Source organism: Lactobacillus sp. W8172 (assembly GCF_016102055.1).
Classification (GTDB): domain Bacteria; phylum Bacillota; class Bacilli; order Lactobacillales; family Lactobacillaceae; genus Lactobacillus; species Lactobacillus apis_A.
Genome location: NZ_JACFPG010000004.1, coordinates 156,083 through 169,787, shown reverse-complemented (window position 1 = coordinate 169,787; position 13,705 = coordinate 156,083). Strand labels below are relative to the sequence as shown.

Genomic DNA, 13,705 nt, shown 5'->3' with positions numbered 1-13,705 from the left:
AAAATACTTCCTAACTATGTGATTGATCAAAGTGATTTTTAGCAATAACGGCTACTAAGGCCATAATTACTACTGTGATAATTGCAAAGAAAATGTATACCGCAACAAAGCCGCCCATTTTTTCCGCAATCAAGTTATTAACTGGCATTGCGAATGCACCAATTAAAAAGGCAATTGAGTTAATATAAGAAAATCCTTTAGCAAATGCTCTCCTACCTAAAGCTGCAGTTGCAATTGTCGTAATACCAGTTCCGAGATATACATAGAAAACATCATTAATCCCTGCGCTGAAGATTGCCAAGCCAGCCGAACGAGTATTGGTGGCAATGATTAGTAGTGCATAAGAGATAACTGCTAACAAAAGCCATGCTAAACTTGCTTTTTCGGCCCCATACTTGTCACAAGTTGAACCAACTAATGGATTAAGGAAAATATCAAATAGCATTGCTGAAGTAACCATGAAGCCGCCCGCAGCACCATCAAAGCCTGCAGAAACAGCGTAAGTTGGAAACATCTGATTTAAGACAGCTGGGAATTGTAACAAAATTACGATTACTAATAGAATCCAAAAAGTGGCTGACTTGAAGAGTTCATGATTAGAAATAGGTTTAACCGTTTCAGCTGCATCGTTTTGTGCCGTCTTTTCATTAAAACCATATGGCTTGCGTCCTTCTTTTTCAGGTGAGAAGTTAACGCCAAACAAAGCACAAGGCACACTTAAAACGGCTACAATCACAGCTAAAATCGTTAAGCTACTTTGCCAACCAACCTTTTCAATTAAAACTGATAAGATTGGGCTCATGATTCCTTGGAAAACAGAAGTAATTGCCCAGCAAAGTCCAACCGCAAAACCAGCTTTTTCCGCAAACCAGTTATCAAGCAAAATGCCAACTGGTGTAAACGACATAAATGAAATCGCAATCCCGATAATGATGGCTATAATGAAAAAGAGCCAAATATTGGTAAAGTGCGGCATCAGAATTAAGCTGACTGCAACTGCCAAACTGGCAATTACATATAACAAGCGATTGTTTACCTTAGCCAAAATTTTGGGAACATTTGGCGTCATCACAGCCATTGTTAAAACTAAAACCGTGTAGTAGTAAGATAAGGTTGAAACTTGAGTGTGCAGAGCTTGGCTTAGTGGAGCTAAAAATGAACCCATTAGAACCATACTTGAGCCTAAACATGCTGCGGAAATTAAACCTATACAGCACATAACTACCCAGGGCCTAATATTCCTTTTTTGATTATTCATCAAAATCACCTCTAAATACTAATTCTTGAATATAGCTTGATATTACATCAATAACAACCATGTGATAAACTGAAAACCGAATAGCATAATGACAAAAAGGAATATTAAATCATGAATTCAACTCAGGTGAACTGTTTTTTAACTTTGGCTAAAACACTAAACTTCACGCAAACTGCACAAAAAATGTACCTCTCACAATCAACTGTTTCTAAAAACATCAAGAACTTAGAAAAGGAATTACAGGTAAAGCTCTTCAAACGTGGCTATCACCAAATCGCATTAACCGATAAAGGAAAGATTTTTTTTAATCAAATGGTGCTTTCCACGTCCGAAATTAACGACACAATCACTAATCTGCGCCAAAGTAGCACCGTTCTGCGTCCTAAAATCAAGATGGGCTACACGGATCTGCCCTTTGAAAAAAAGTGGTTACCTGTTGCACTAAGGCTGATCAACACACAGACTAATCTTGAACTTAAGCCGTTTTTCGTTGATCCTGGACAAGAACACAATATCAACAAGCTAATTTGCGACGGGACAATTGATTTGATGCTCATGCAAAAAGATATTATTAACGAAAAGGATGAAACGCATTACGTCGAAGTTTTGCAAAAAGGCTTTTCCGTTGTTGTTCCACAGGGTGACAGTCTTTTTATTAAAAACAACATCGATTTTAGTGACTTGGCTAACCGCCAAATTTATTTGTGGAATGGCCACGATAATTTTCCTGCAATTGAAAGTCTGAAGTTTAGTTTACAAAGTAGTCCCTACGACATTAACTACCAAGAGGAAATTGACTCTTCGATTTTAATTGCATATGTCCGGGCAAAAATGGGAATTGGTATTGTCCCCAGCATTTTATACAACAAAGACGATACCGATCTGCGCTATATTCCTTTAAAGACGAATCAAAAACTGTCTTACGGCATTTTGTCGCTAGTCAGCTCAGAAAAAAGAGCTAACATTAACATAATTAATAAGTACATTGCACAAGCCATTAACATTTCCAAAACGCAGTGGTAAAGCAAAAAGGATTCGTCATCAAAACGAATCCTTTTTATAATCTTGCTATTTAGTTTTTATTGCTTCCAAGCAGCATCAAATTTTGACTTGCCTGTGTTAATTGCATTATTAACATTTTGTTTCTTTTGTGCAGCAGCGAAAATATTTTGCATAATTGGGTTTAATTGACCATATGCAGCTCCAGCATTTTTAACAACAGGAACACTGTAGAGGTTCTTCATTGCGTCTTCTAATTTAGCTGGTAACTTAATCTTCTTGTTGTCTTTGTATTCAGAAGATTCTGCAGCAGCATTATTAACTGGGATGTAACCAGTTGCGTTTGCCCATTTAAGTTGGCTAGTCTTTGAAACTAAGAACTTGATGTACATGAATGCAGCAGCCTTTTGATCAGCAGATGCGTGGTTAAACATGTAGATGTCAGTACCTTGTGACATAGTGTATTTGCCAGGACGTGGAGCAACATCGTAAGTAAACTTGTTACCTACACCTTGCTTAACAAAACCTTCACCAGCTGAAGTACCGATGTACATTGCAACTTTTTGGTTAGCGAATGGTCCTGATAGGTAGTGTTCTGAACCGGCTACTCTGAAGTAACCATCCTTGATACCATCAGCATAGTAGTTGATAACTTTCTTAGAAGTTGCACCAGCAAAATCAATCTTGCTTGAAAAGTCTACGCCTTCGTTCTTCATACCTAAAGTGTAGTAGTTTGATAATGAGTCAAAACCAGCACCAACAACTTTATGGTTACTCTTTTCATAAATTGTCTTAGCATCCTGCTTCAATTCTTCCATTGTAGCAGGAGCTTTCTTGATACCATATTTCTTAAACATGTCAGCATTGTAAGTTAATGTTTCAATTGACTTGTTAAATGGAATACCATATTGAGTTCCGTTAATCTTAGCACCATCTAAAAGAGCGGTCTTAATATCAGAAGCCTTAGCACTTCCCCAACCAACTTCTTTGTTGTTAATGTATGGTGTCATATCTACCAGCATCTTATTCTTGGCTGCAGTTTGTAGCCAATCAGGATAAGCTTGGGTAATTGTGGGCAAATTGTTTGGCGACTGCAAAGTTGAATTAATCTTAGCTTGCAAGTCAGTATATTGACCTTGGTTTTCTAACTTAACCTTGATCTTAGGATTATCCTTTTCGAATTCCTTTGTTAATTCCTTCAAGGTATCCTGTTGTACCCCAGTCATTCCGTGCCACAAAGTAATAGTGGTATTCTTCTTAACCTTAGTAATCTTAGATGAACTGCTAGATGATGATGACGAAGAAGAATTGCTTCCGCCATTAGAACAAGCCGCAGTACCTACTAATGTCAAACTAACTGCAAAAGCAGCAGCAAGCTTTTTACTTAACTTCATTTGGTAAACCTCCCAAAAATAAAAACTAAACAACAATTTTTTGATTAACTAAAGCGTAATAGTTTGATTGCGCTTCGGTAAAATCCGTTCTCCAAATGGGTTCTCTTCCAGCTCCGGATGCAATGTGTGCACCGGAATTAAGTTTGCTGGTTGAACCTCCTTAATAATTTCCTTGAGCTCTTTTTCATCTGCGTGACCGGAACAACGCAATCCTTTGAACTCAATCTTTTTATCTGACAAAGCTTGCAGGAAAGGCTGATAAGCCGGATCAAAATCGCCCAGCGGTTCAGCGTTTGAGTGGATGTATAATCCACCTTCCTGTAAGTCAGTATAATTACCAACTGCTTGCCAGAGGTATGCATGATCGTCGTTTAGCAGTTCCTGATAAGAAACTGCTAGTTCCGGTTGCAAATCTGCAAATTTCTCTTCCCCTGGCAAGTAATAGTAATCAAAGTCCTTGCCCAAGCTTTCCTTGAGCAAGTGCGCTCTTTGCGCATGCAAAACAACGCGGCGCGGTGAATCTGCAATAATACGTAAAAGTCGCTCAACATTAGTAGGATACGTATTAAATGTAATCTGCCGCTCAGGATTGTCTTTTTGCAATTCAACAAATTGAGCAGTCAGTTCATTTTCATTCTTCGGACCAGTGAATTCTTCACTTGATTGATCGTGTTTTTCTTCTGGCCAAGAAACACCGGTACCTTCAATAATTAGGGCATCACAGTTCTTGGCAGCTGCTAAAAACTCGCGCACCCAGTCGGGGTGATAACCGTGCAAGCGAATATCACCAGTGTAAGCAATTCGCTTATCTGGAGTAGTAATAATTAGACCTGTTGCACCATATGCATCATGGTCACTTGGCCAAACTTCAAGCGTAATATCACCTACCTGAATTGGCTTGCGGTACTCCGCTGCAATAATTGGTCGAACGTAACTTGCTTCATGACCAGCAGCTGGTAATAAAAAATTACCGTGTTCGTTTAAAGCTGGCATCATCTTGGCAGTAAGTGGGCCCGCATATAACGGAATCTCTGGTGCCAAGAAGTTCATTGCCTTACTGTGATCAAGGTGCAAGTGTGATATGTAGGCAGCAGCATGTTCCCAGCGTTCATGATCAATTAGTTTTCCAGTAAATTCAGGATCGTAAAAATTAGGGACATCACCAATCAACTGATTTGCAATCAATGTTTGATATTTTTCATCAGGCAAATCTAATTCTGGACGATATACTTCACCTAAATCAAACAAAACATGTGATTTGTTATAAGCTACTTCAATCATTGGACCGCCAATAGTCGTTAACCCATTATAAAAAGTGATCGTCGTTTTAGCCTTTGATGTCATTACGTACTACTCCCCTAATAATCTGTTTTCTAAAGATGAAATACAAAATTAAAATTGGTAAAACAGTTAGTGTTGCTGCTGCTAGTTGCAGTTGGGTTTCGCTACCAGCATCAGAAGCAAAAGCAGACAGACCATTGTTTAACAATCTCATCGTGTCTTCGTTGGTAACAAGTAATGGCCACAAAAATGAATTCCAACCTGAAATAAAACTCAACAAACCAACTGTAAAAAGACCACTCTTTGACATTGGTACCAAAATTTTCCAAATGTAATCCCAGTCGCTTGCCCCATCAATCATTGCCGCTTTGTAAATCGTGGTTGAAATTGAGCCAAAATAGCTTTGTAAATAGTACATGTAGAAAATCGAGGTTAGAAATGGTAAAACCAAACCAATATAGGTGTTGAGCAAGCCAAGATGAGCAATTGTATTGTAGTTAGTAAAAATAATTGCTTCACCTGGAACCATCAAAAGAGAAAGCATCACCATCTGGATGACCCCCTTCCCCTTGAAACGCAAGTTAACCATTGCAAAGGCACCAAGTAGTGAATTAAATAGACTAACTACAGTCGTAACTGTTGCCGTCAAAACTGTGTTAAAGAAGTAGCGACCGAATGGGGCTCTAGCAAAAACCTTTGCATAGTTAGACCACTCAAAATGGTGCGGAATTAATGTTGGTGGAATTGATGTTGTTTCCTGAAAGTTCATCAATCCGCCTAGTATCATGTAAATGAATGGAAAAACGGTGATGAAGGCAAAGATGAATAAGATAATATAACTGAAGACAACACCTAAACGAATCTTTTTCATTTAATTTTCTCCTATCTTCTTCATCATCTTACGTTGTAAGAATGTTGCAAATAAGATAATCAGGAACAAGACAACCGTCGCTGCCATTGCAACCCCTGGAGTACCTACTGTTTGGAATTTATTGTAAATGTAGAACACAGCAGTGGTTCCAGAATTACCAACACCAGCAGCACCATTAAATAGCGCATAGACTGATGTGTATATCTTGAAGGCACCAATGATATTCATTGTCAGCAAAAAGGCAATTGTTGGAACTAGTTGTGGCATTGTAATTCGCCAAAACTTGTCTTTGCCGCTAGCACCATACATATCGGCAATCGTGTAGAAGTTAGGATCAATGTTCCTAAGTGCACCCATCAGAATAACAATATTGAAGGCCAAAGAAGACCAAATACCGAAAATAATAATAGTTGTTAAAGACATTGCTGGGTCGTCAATCCAATCCGGTGCAGGCAAATGCACAGCCCGCAACAAAAAGTTCAACATCCCATAATCGCCGTTGAAAATGTAACGAAAGACAATTCCGATTGCAATCGTTGACGTTACATATGGCATGAAAAAGGTGGTCTCAAACAATGCCTTATGTTTAACTTTGTCAAAAATAATCCAAGCTAGCATAATTGAAATTGCTAGACCAACCGGTACCGAAATCACGGCATAGAGTAAGGTGTTTTTAATTGCCAACCAAAACTCGGGATCATTAAAAATGTACTTATAATTATTGAATCCCGTCCAAGTTAAATCGATTAATGATCCACTTTGGAAACTCATACCAAAGGCACGTAAAATAGGATAAATACTGAATAAAGTTACAAAGATAATTGTTGGTGCTAAATACAGCCACGCTTTTTTCTGATTGGTCTTCATTAGTAAACCCGCTCCCCATCAGGTGTAAATAGAAATACACGATCAAGTCTCATCTTAAGGTTAACTTGATCACCATGATTAACTGGTACTTCAAGACTAATCAAAGAACGCGCTTGAGAGTCATCATGTGTAAATTTCAGTATACGTTCTCGACCAATTAATTCGACATCATCAACTTTCACGTTAAGGATACCGTCTGAAGCAGGAACAATGTTCTCAGGGCGAACGGATAATAAATATTCGCCATTAGGAATTGAGCGTTTAAAGCGTGATTCATCTAAATCGGCTAACTTGATAGTGAAGTCAGTTCCCTGCAATTCATCATCGGTCTTTGTTACCTTAAAGTTGTCAATTACGGGGTTACCAACAAAGTTAGCAACAAAATAATTATTAGGCTCTAAATAGAAGTTTTCACCCAAGTCATCTTGTTGAATAACTCCATCATTAAATAAAATAATTTTATCACCAATTGATAAGGCTTCTTCTTGGTCGTGAGTAACAAATAAGGTTGTAATACCAACAGATTTAACCAAAGAACGAATTTCTTCACGAATCTTCAATCTCAATCTGGCATCAAGGTTACTCAAAGGCTCATCCATCAGAAGAATCTTAGGTTCTTGAACTAACGCACGCGCAATCGCTACTCGCTGTTGCTGTCCACCAGATAAATTACCAGGCTTTTGATCAGCTAATTCAGTAATCTGCGTTAATTCCATATACTTTTCGGCAATTTTTTGCGCCTCAGGTTTAGACTTTTTGTTTTTGCCTACTATTAAAGGAAACATTACGTTTTGCAAGACTGTCATATGAGGATACAATGCGTAGTTTTGAAAAACGTAACCAATATGTCGGTCCTTAGGCTCGACATTTACTACTGACTTCCCGTCAAAAAGAATTTCACCTGAAGTTGGATTAAGCAAACCTGCTAAAATATTCAGAATGGTTGTCTTCCCACAGCCAGAAGGTCCTAAGAGACAAACCAAATCACCTTTTTTAACAGAAAAGCTGACGTTTTTGATTGCTTCATGTCCATTATCGTAAACTTTTCTGAGATTTTTCACTTCAACGAATTTGTTGTTATCCATTAATCTGCACCACTATATCTTGTATTGCTTAAAGTTTTTCTTCACTAATTTTATGATAAAAACCAGCTGAATACAACCGGTTTTATCTAATAAAAATTCGTACTTCGATTAAAAAACACTTGCTTTTTCTTTCAATATTCGTTTGTGTAGTCAAAATCACAAATTATTGACGCATATTTATTCGTAATGTTCCACTTTTGCTAATCTATCATTTCATTCCAATTGCTAACTAAACTTGCCAAGTCAACTTTGAAGCAATTTTCCATAAAGTGCTTTTTTAATCCGAATATTAATTTTATCTTTTTTCACCTAATTCAGTTAATTAGGTATTTATATATATAAAATAAATTAAGAATAATATCATCTTTGACTGCATACAAAAAGCACACTCCCATGACTGTCGTTAGGAATGTGCTTTTAGATCATGCATTCATAAAATGCACTCAATAAACCCACTACAATATTTCATTCTATAGCTTACTAATAACTACAAAATAATCTGCTTGTCTACAATGTTATTGAAAATATAATTTTGCATTTGCAATTTAATTAGTATGAACTATTAAATGAAGTTTAACTTACTCAATTCGGCATCATGCTGCTAAGCAGCCAAATAAGAAAATAAAGTTAGAAATCATTTTTTCCCTTCTTTCTATGAAACCTATAAGTTTTAAAGAATACATATATTCATCATTTATTCATAAAGTGATGATAATATATCCCTTACAATTAAATAATAGTACTAACTAAAGATTAGTTTAGTGAATTGTTGGCTTATTTCACATTAACCTTATTCAGATAAGCCATTGAAAGGGGTAACTTGCAGTGAAATCTTTCGGGGAAACAATAAAAGAGATCAGAACGGCGCGCGGTATTACCCAATCTGAGTTAGCTGGCTCTTTAATTAATCGAACCACGCTCTCTAAAATCGAAAATTCATTTGAAGAACCTTCTTATGAAAATGCAACAAAATTGATCAAACGATTGGGCATCACCCAAATTGAATTTGATTACATAAGAAACGATTATCAGTTTAATGCCAAAGAACAAATTATTTTTGATCTTTTCAATATTGCCTATAATTCTGAAGTTAATAAAATAGCTTCTTTGCTTAACCGCTGTGAGCAATTTCCTAATGATCAGGAGATTCAAAAAATCAAAGTCATTCTAAAAGCATTTAATGCAAGCAGTTTACGCGAAGCACGTAGCTTAGTCATACCACTTTGGAAAACCCAGGTGTCCAAAACTGACAACTGGAATGTTCTTGATCTCTATTTACTTAACATGATTTTCTTCGTTTTTGACGATGACACAATGATTGGTATTTCAAATCGTGCTATTAAAACAATTGAAGAAAAATATCCATTTTTAAAATCGCTAGAAACCAATTTTGTTCTTAACAAAGCAGCCATATTGATGAACAGACAGAACTTTGATGATGCTGCAATGATATTAGTTAAAGCAATTACCTTGGCCAAAGCAACCTTTCGCTATGATAAATTACTAATGGCTAAAGGGCGACTCGCAATTTGCCAAAAAGAGAAAAAAGAAGCACTTTATTGTTTAAAAGTGCTTAAAGAGATTGAAGCAGACGATGTCTATAATGGATTGAAAAATGAAATTGAGCAGTTTGATTCCCGCTTGTCTTAACGCGATTACAACAGACAAGACTAAAGACCGCTAATTTATTTAAGCAGTCTCTAGAAGGGTATATTTTTATTGTTTTTACAAAATAGAATTATATTTAGGAAAGCCGACTTTAATTTATCTAACTTTCCCCGTTGCCTATGCTAATCATCCTCCTTTACTCTAAATTCTAAGAGGGTGAATCACTACCATTTAAAAATGTTCCATTATTTCACATTTTGTGCGAAAAAAGCTTACTACATAATTAGTAGTAAGCTTTTTGATTTTCACTTTTAACTTGTATTTCGCGGTTAACCTTTGCGCGTCCATTTTGATAATTGAACGAAAAACCAGGTTGAACATTGAACAAATAAACATTAAAGTCGAGTGTGCCGTCAGTTGAAACAGCCTGCAGGTTGATTCCTCGTGCCATTAGCTCCTCGCCACGAAATATTGGCGTAGCCTGATAGATAACTCGTTTATTTTCTCTTAGTGCTTTTCGCACCTTACTTTCAAAAATAGTTTGTACCCTTTGGTTTGAATAGGCCGACTGCGTAAATAAATTTTTAGGATTATTCTGGTCACCGGAAAGATTACGAGGGTTGAAATTACCTGCTTGATCGATTCCCGCAGAAACAGAATACGCAATTAGGTGTCCACGGTTATAAATTTGCGTCCCATTGCGTCGATTGTAGTGCCAAGCTGTCGGTTGAACATATTGCTGAACTCGTAAACTATCATTAGCAACATTTCTTTTTTCCAAAAAGGCAGTGTTTGAGTGAGAAGTCCGATTTAAACTATCCAAGTTTGCATAAATAACGCGGTTAACGCGCCATGCATTTTTAATTAGCGTTGACTTATCATTATTCACTGTAATGTATGCTTCATCGCCACTCTTAAAATCAAGCTTAGCTAATTTAGCGTAATCTTCCTGTGATAAGCCACCGTACACTTTGGCAGCTGGCTTAGCCTGGTCAATTTTGTTTTTCTTAGCTGGTTCATTGCGTCCAATTCGTTCGATTGCTTGATGTCCACTAGGATCTGAGCCACCTTTGGTTGAAACAAACCACAACAAAAAAAGAATGATAATGACAATTGCCCAAAAATCACTACCACTAGTTTTTTTGCTTTGCCGTCTTCGCTTGCGAGCCATTTAGTCAGTCCCTTACTTAAATAATAACTAAGTATAGCCAATCGAACTGCCGTTTGCAACAAAGGTAAATAAAAAAAGCAAAGATTGCTCTCTCTGCTTTTTACTTTAAGACCTAGCCCATTCATCAAGCATATTTAAGAAGTAACTTTCGGATAGTCGCTTAATCTTACTACCATCCTTATTGTATTCCTGAGCTTTCTGCCATGCCACATTGTTTTTACTGAAAAAGTGATCATCATCAATAATCAAATAATTGGTTTCTGGAGTAACAATGGTTTGGGCTTGGCCACCCATGTTATTAACCATTAAAGCTGCTTCATCATTATCCATGCCAATTCCATCTGCAAATGTGATCAGCTTATTACTAATCGGATTGCGAAAGCCCAGTTCCCAAGCCTCAAGTTCTGCTTCAAGTAAGTCCACGTTTTTGATTTTGCCTTGCGCCTCTACCAAAAGCTCATCGGTAAAATGATCGCGAAAATCATCGTAAACCTTTTTGGTATCGATTGAATCAGCCAAGCCATGATGCTGCTCTTCCTCTGCAATCCCAGCACGCTGAATACAATCCAGCAACCGGTTATGCTGGAACGGATAGTACGCACGTGCAAGTCGCAAAACATCAACATAATCATTATTTAATGCTGGTAAATGGAATTTTTCCGTCAAATCATATAAAAAGTTCAAGTCAAAGTTAACGTTATAGCCAATAATAATATTATCGCCAATAAATTGACGAAATTCAGTCATCGCTTCTTTAACAGGCACACCTTCGCTAAGTAAAAGCTCGGTAGTAATGCCGTTTAATTTAGTTATAAAGGCAGGAACCTTATTTGATCTTGGGTAAACGACTAGTTTACTAAATTCTGCAACAATTTCGTTATTGCGCACCTTGACCGCACCCAGCTCAGTCACATGGTCACGATAGGGATTAAGTCCAGTTGTTTCAATATCAAGCATTGTGTAATCAGAAATAAAGCATGGTTTTTCTTCACCTTTCGCACGCAATTTATCCTGAGAACCCGTGACGTGCAAAGCGCCATTTTTGACATAAATACTCATGCAATCTTCCTAATCTGTAACTAAAGCCTGCAATAAACTTGCAGTATCCGCATTTACGGCTGCACTTCTATCTTGAATGTCCAGCGGTAACATTTCTTGTTGATAATCTGCCGCTACGTAAGTCCATTGTGGGAATTGTTGAACCAGTCTGATGATTGGCTCAAATAATTGAGGGCTCGTTTCATCAACACCAAGCTCCAAAAAGACCACTTTTTCCTCTTCGTTCCCAGTTAAAAACCAGCGAAAACGAGTGTTAGCGTCTGTATCTGGGTAAAAGTGCTCGTTTAATGGCATATGAATCTCCATTGGTTGACCACACTGCTCACACTTCGGGACTAGCTTAGTTATGTCTTGATCACCTTGGTGGGCTATCAGTATTTGCTGGACAACTTCTTGGTCACTTTTAGCACCATGATTAACGCCACTTGAACACTGCATCATCGTCCAGTCACCAAACGCATTGAAGATTCGATTTTTATTGAAATCAGCTTGTTCAAAAAAATGTCCAAAAGTTGAGGTAGCAATAAAAAACTTTTTTTCGCCAATTAATTCACGCAGTTTTTTCATTGCTGGACTTGGAACATAATTAAGTGAATATTTTTCAATTAATTGACTCCAAAATAACCATTGTTCAGCCCAGGAATCAAACTTGTGATCAAGAGCAGCCCCAATTGAATTCATATGATATTTACTAGCAACTTCCGGAAAATCTTGCTCAAAATTTTCTGTTCCCAGTAAATCAAGTCCTTCATTTTTTGCCATTTTATTGCCTGCAGTGACAATCACAACATCCGCATTGTTAAGCAATTGCTGTGCTTTATTCAGATTTTCCATTAATTACTCTTTCTTATTTTCGGTCATACCCCGTGAAAGAGACATGACCATCTTCAAAATCAGCTAAAAAGATATCACTAGGATCATTAAAGCCAGCTTTTTTCACTTCTTCTTTCAGCCAGTTTTCATCCTCATCAATAGATTCAAGCACATCTTGATTGATTTGACCATCATTTATTAAAGGAAAACGAACATTTTTCTCATCTGTTTTAATTACAGTCAATTGCCCATTCTTTTCAAAAATACAATTCTTTACTTTATCAACAGAATAGATTCCCTGACTACGTAATTTAAACATTAATTCATTGGCAGAAATACCAGCTTTTAAGCAATTTTTTACTAAAACTTGTCCGTCCTTGATGATCTGAATCGGCTTACCGTCAATTAAGCTGCGAATAAAATTGCTGTGCTCACGCGCAAACTTCAAAATAAAGACCACTAATGTCCAAACAATTAGTACTAGTAAAAACTGCAAAACTGAAATGCTGGAATTATAGATCACGCCACCGATAATCCCACCAAGAACATAGTTCTGGAGTTGATCAAGAGCAGTGGTTGGAGCAATATTGGTTTTACCAAAAACATTTATTTGAAAAATTAAAGTTAACACACCTAAAACGAATTTAATAAAGAGCTGTGTATAGTCCATCTCAATCTCCTCCTAATTCTTTATATCAACTTGATGATTAATTACATGCGCTTGTTTCAAAGAATAAGTGTTATTGTCATCATTTAGTTCTAACTGATAATCAATATCTTTTGAGTTAATCCGTACTATCAAGCCGTCTTGAAGTGTCGTCGAACTTACCAAAACATCACTATTAGACACCCCAAAATCCTTGGCAACAGACTTAATAAACGGTGTAATTTGCTCTGATTGAGACTTAACTAGGTTGGTTTGAACGTATTTTTCATATTGTGTGCCACCAAATAACAGCAAGAACAATAACGCGATAATACCTAAATCACGGTAGCGGGTGTTAAATCGGTGCCGCAAATAGAGGACGGTAAAAGCAATCATAGCAACCGCTGCAACTGCAATTAGAATATACAAAATTGTTTTGTTAGTATTTTGATTCTGCTCAATATACTTAAGTGTATAAAAAGTCATAACATTCCCACCTTTTTAAAAAATAGCAGCTACCCAAAAGCCAGCAAGTAGTTGCGCTATAACTTCGTTTATGGCTTTATAATCAGCTTTTTCACTAGCTAGCTGAGCAAATAAAGCCACCTAATTTAAGTATAGCAAAGACTCATCAGAAGTGATTGATTCAAGCT

13 protein-coding genes are annotated in these 13,705 nt (G+C 37.0%); 2 read left to right on the top strand and 11 right to left on the bottom strand.

Features of this window, described 5'->3' with window-relative positions:
- Window positions 1-10: 10 nt before the first annotated feature.
- A complete protein-coding gene (locus H3R21_RS06540; RefSeq protein ID WP_198183901.1) occupies window positions 11-1,258 on the bottom strand; it encodes an MFS transporter in 1,248 nt (415 codons plus the stop codon).
- 111 nt (window positions 1,259-1,369) lie between these two features.
- Between H3R21_RS06540 and H3R21_RS06535 the strand changes: the two genes are divergently transcribed.
- Window positions 1,370-2,281: a LysR family transcriptional regulator gene (locus H3R21_RS06535; protein ID WP_046306037.1), complete on the top strand. Its 912-nt coding sequence runs from the start codon at window positions 1,370-1,372 to the stop codon at window positions 2,279-2,281.
- Between the two features lie 56 nt (window positions 2,282-2,337).
- Here H3R21_RS06535 and H3R21_RS06530 read toward each other — a convergent pair whose 3' ends face one another.
- Genes H3R21_RS06530 through H3R21_RS06510 form a run of 5 tightly spaced genes read right to left on the bottom strand, consistent with a single transcriptional unit; the run spans window position 2,338 to window position 7,755 of the window.
- Window positions 2,338-3,651 (bottom strand): extracellular solute-binding protein, encoded by a 1,314-nt coding sequence (locus tag H3R21_RS06530; protein WP_198183897.1) that lies wholly within the window; start codon window positions 3,649-3,651, stop codon window positions 2,338-2,340.
- A 48-nt stretch (window positions 3,652-3,699) separates the two neighbouring features.
- Window positions 3,700-4,995 (bottom strand): MBL fold metallo-hydrolase, encoded by a 1,296-nt coding sequence (locus tag H3R21_RS06525; RefSeq protein ID WP_198183895.1) that lies wholly within the window; start codon window positions 4,993-4,995, stop codon window positions 3,700-3,702.
- Window positions 4,979-5,803, bottom strand: coding sequence for a carbohydrate ABC transporter permease (locus H3R21_RS06520; RefSeq protein ID WP_046306031.1), 825 nt, complete (start codon window positions 5,801-5,803; stop codon window positions 4,979-4,981). Before H3R21_RS06520 ends, H3R21_RS06525 begins: the two co-directional genes overlap by 17 nt.
- The gene (locus H3R21_RS06515) at window positions 5,804-6,670 is read right to left on the bottom strand and encodes a carbohydrate ABC transporter permease (RefSeq protein ID WP_074425974.1); all 867 of its coding nucleotides are present in this window, start codon (window positions 6,668-6,670) and stop codon (window positions 5,804-5,806) included. It abuts the gene before it with no gap.
- On the bottom strand, window positions 6,670-7,755 hold the full coding sequence (locus H3R21_RS06510; protein ID WP_109715107.1) for an ABC transporter ATP-binding protein: 1,086 nt from the start codon (window positions 7,753-7,755) through the stop codon (window positions 6,670-6,672). The genes H3R21_RS06515 and H3R21_RS06510 overlap by 1 nt, the downstream gene beginning before the upstream one ends.
- 825 nt (window positions 7,756-8,580) lie before the next feature.
- On the opposite strand from H3R21_RS06510, the gene H3R21_RS06505 reads away from it, so the two are divergent.
- Window positions 8,581-9,405: a helix-turn-helix transcriptional regulator gene (locus tag H3R21_RS06505; RefSeq protein WP_198183893.1), complete on the top strand. Its 825-nt coding sequence runs from the start codon at window positions 8,581-8,583 to the stop codon at window positions 9,403-9,405.
- Between the two features lie 241 nt (window positions 9,406-9,646).
- Here H3R21_RS06505 and H3R21_RS06500 read toward each other — a convergent pair whose 3' ends face one another.
- The 5 genes from H3R21_RS06500 to H3R21_RS06480 all read right to left on the bottom strand — a co-directional run bounded on the left by H3R21_RS06500 (window position 9,647) and on the right by H3R21_RS06480 (window position 13,538).
- Window positions 9,647-10,534: a DNA/RNA non-specific endonuclease gene (locus H3R21_RS06500; protein WP_198183891.1), complete on the bottom strand. Its 888-nt coding sequence runs from the start codon at window positions 10,532-10,534 to the stop codon at window positions 9,647-9,649.
- Between the two features lie 105 nt (window positions 10,535-10,639).
- Window positions 10,640-11,593, bottom strand: coding sequence for an exonuclease domain-containing protein (locus H3R21_RS06495; protein WP_198183889.1), 954 nt, complete (start codon window positions 11,591-11,593; stop codon window positions 10,640-10,642).
- A 9-nt stretch (window positions 11,594-11,602) separates the two neighbouring features.
- Window positions 11,603-12,427 (bottom strand): Sir2 family NAD-dependent protein deacetylase, encoded by an 825-nt coding sequence (locus tag H3R21_RS06490; protein WP_198183887.1) that lies wholly within the window; start codon window positions 12,425-12,427, stop codon window positions 11,603-11,605.
- Between the two features lie 13 nt (window positions 12,428-12,440).
- Entirely contained in the window at window positions 12,441-13,076 is a 636-nt protein-coding gene (locus H3R21_RS06485; RefSeq protein WP_101138703.1) for a DUF421 domain-containing protein, read from the bottom strand.
- Window positions 13,077-13,088: 12 nt separating this feature from the next.
- Window positions 13,089-13,538: a DUF3290 family protein gene (locus H3R21_RS06480; protein ID WP_046306013.1), complete on the bottom strand. Its 450-nt coding sequence runs from the start codon at window positions 13,536-13,538 to the stop codon at window positions 13,089-13,091.
- Between the last annotated feature and the right edge of the window lie 167 nt (window positions 13,539-13,705).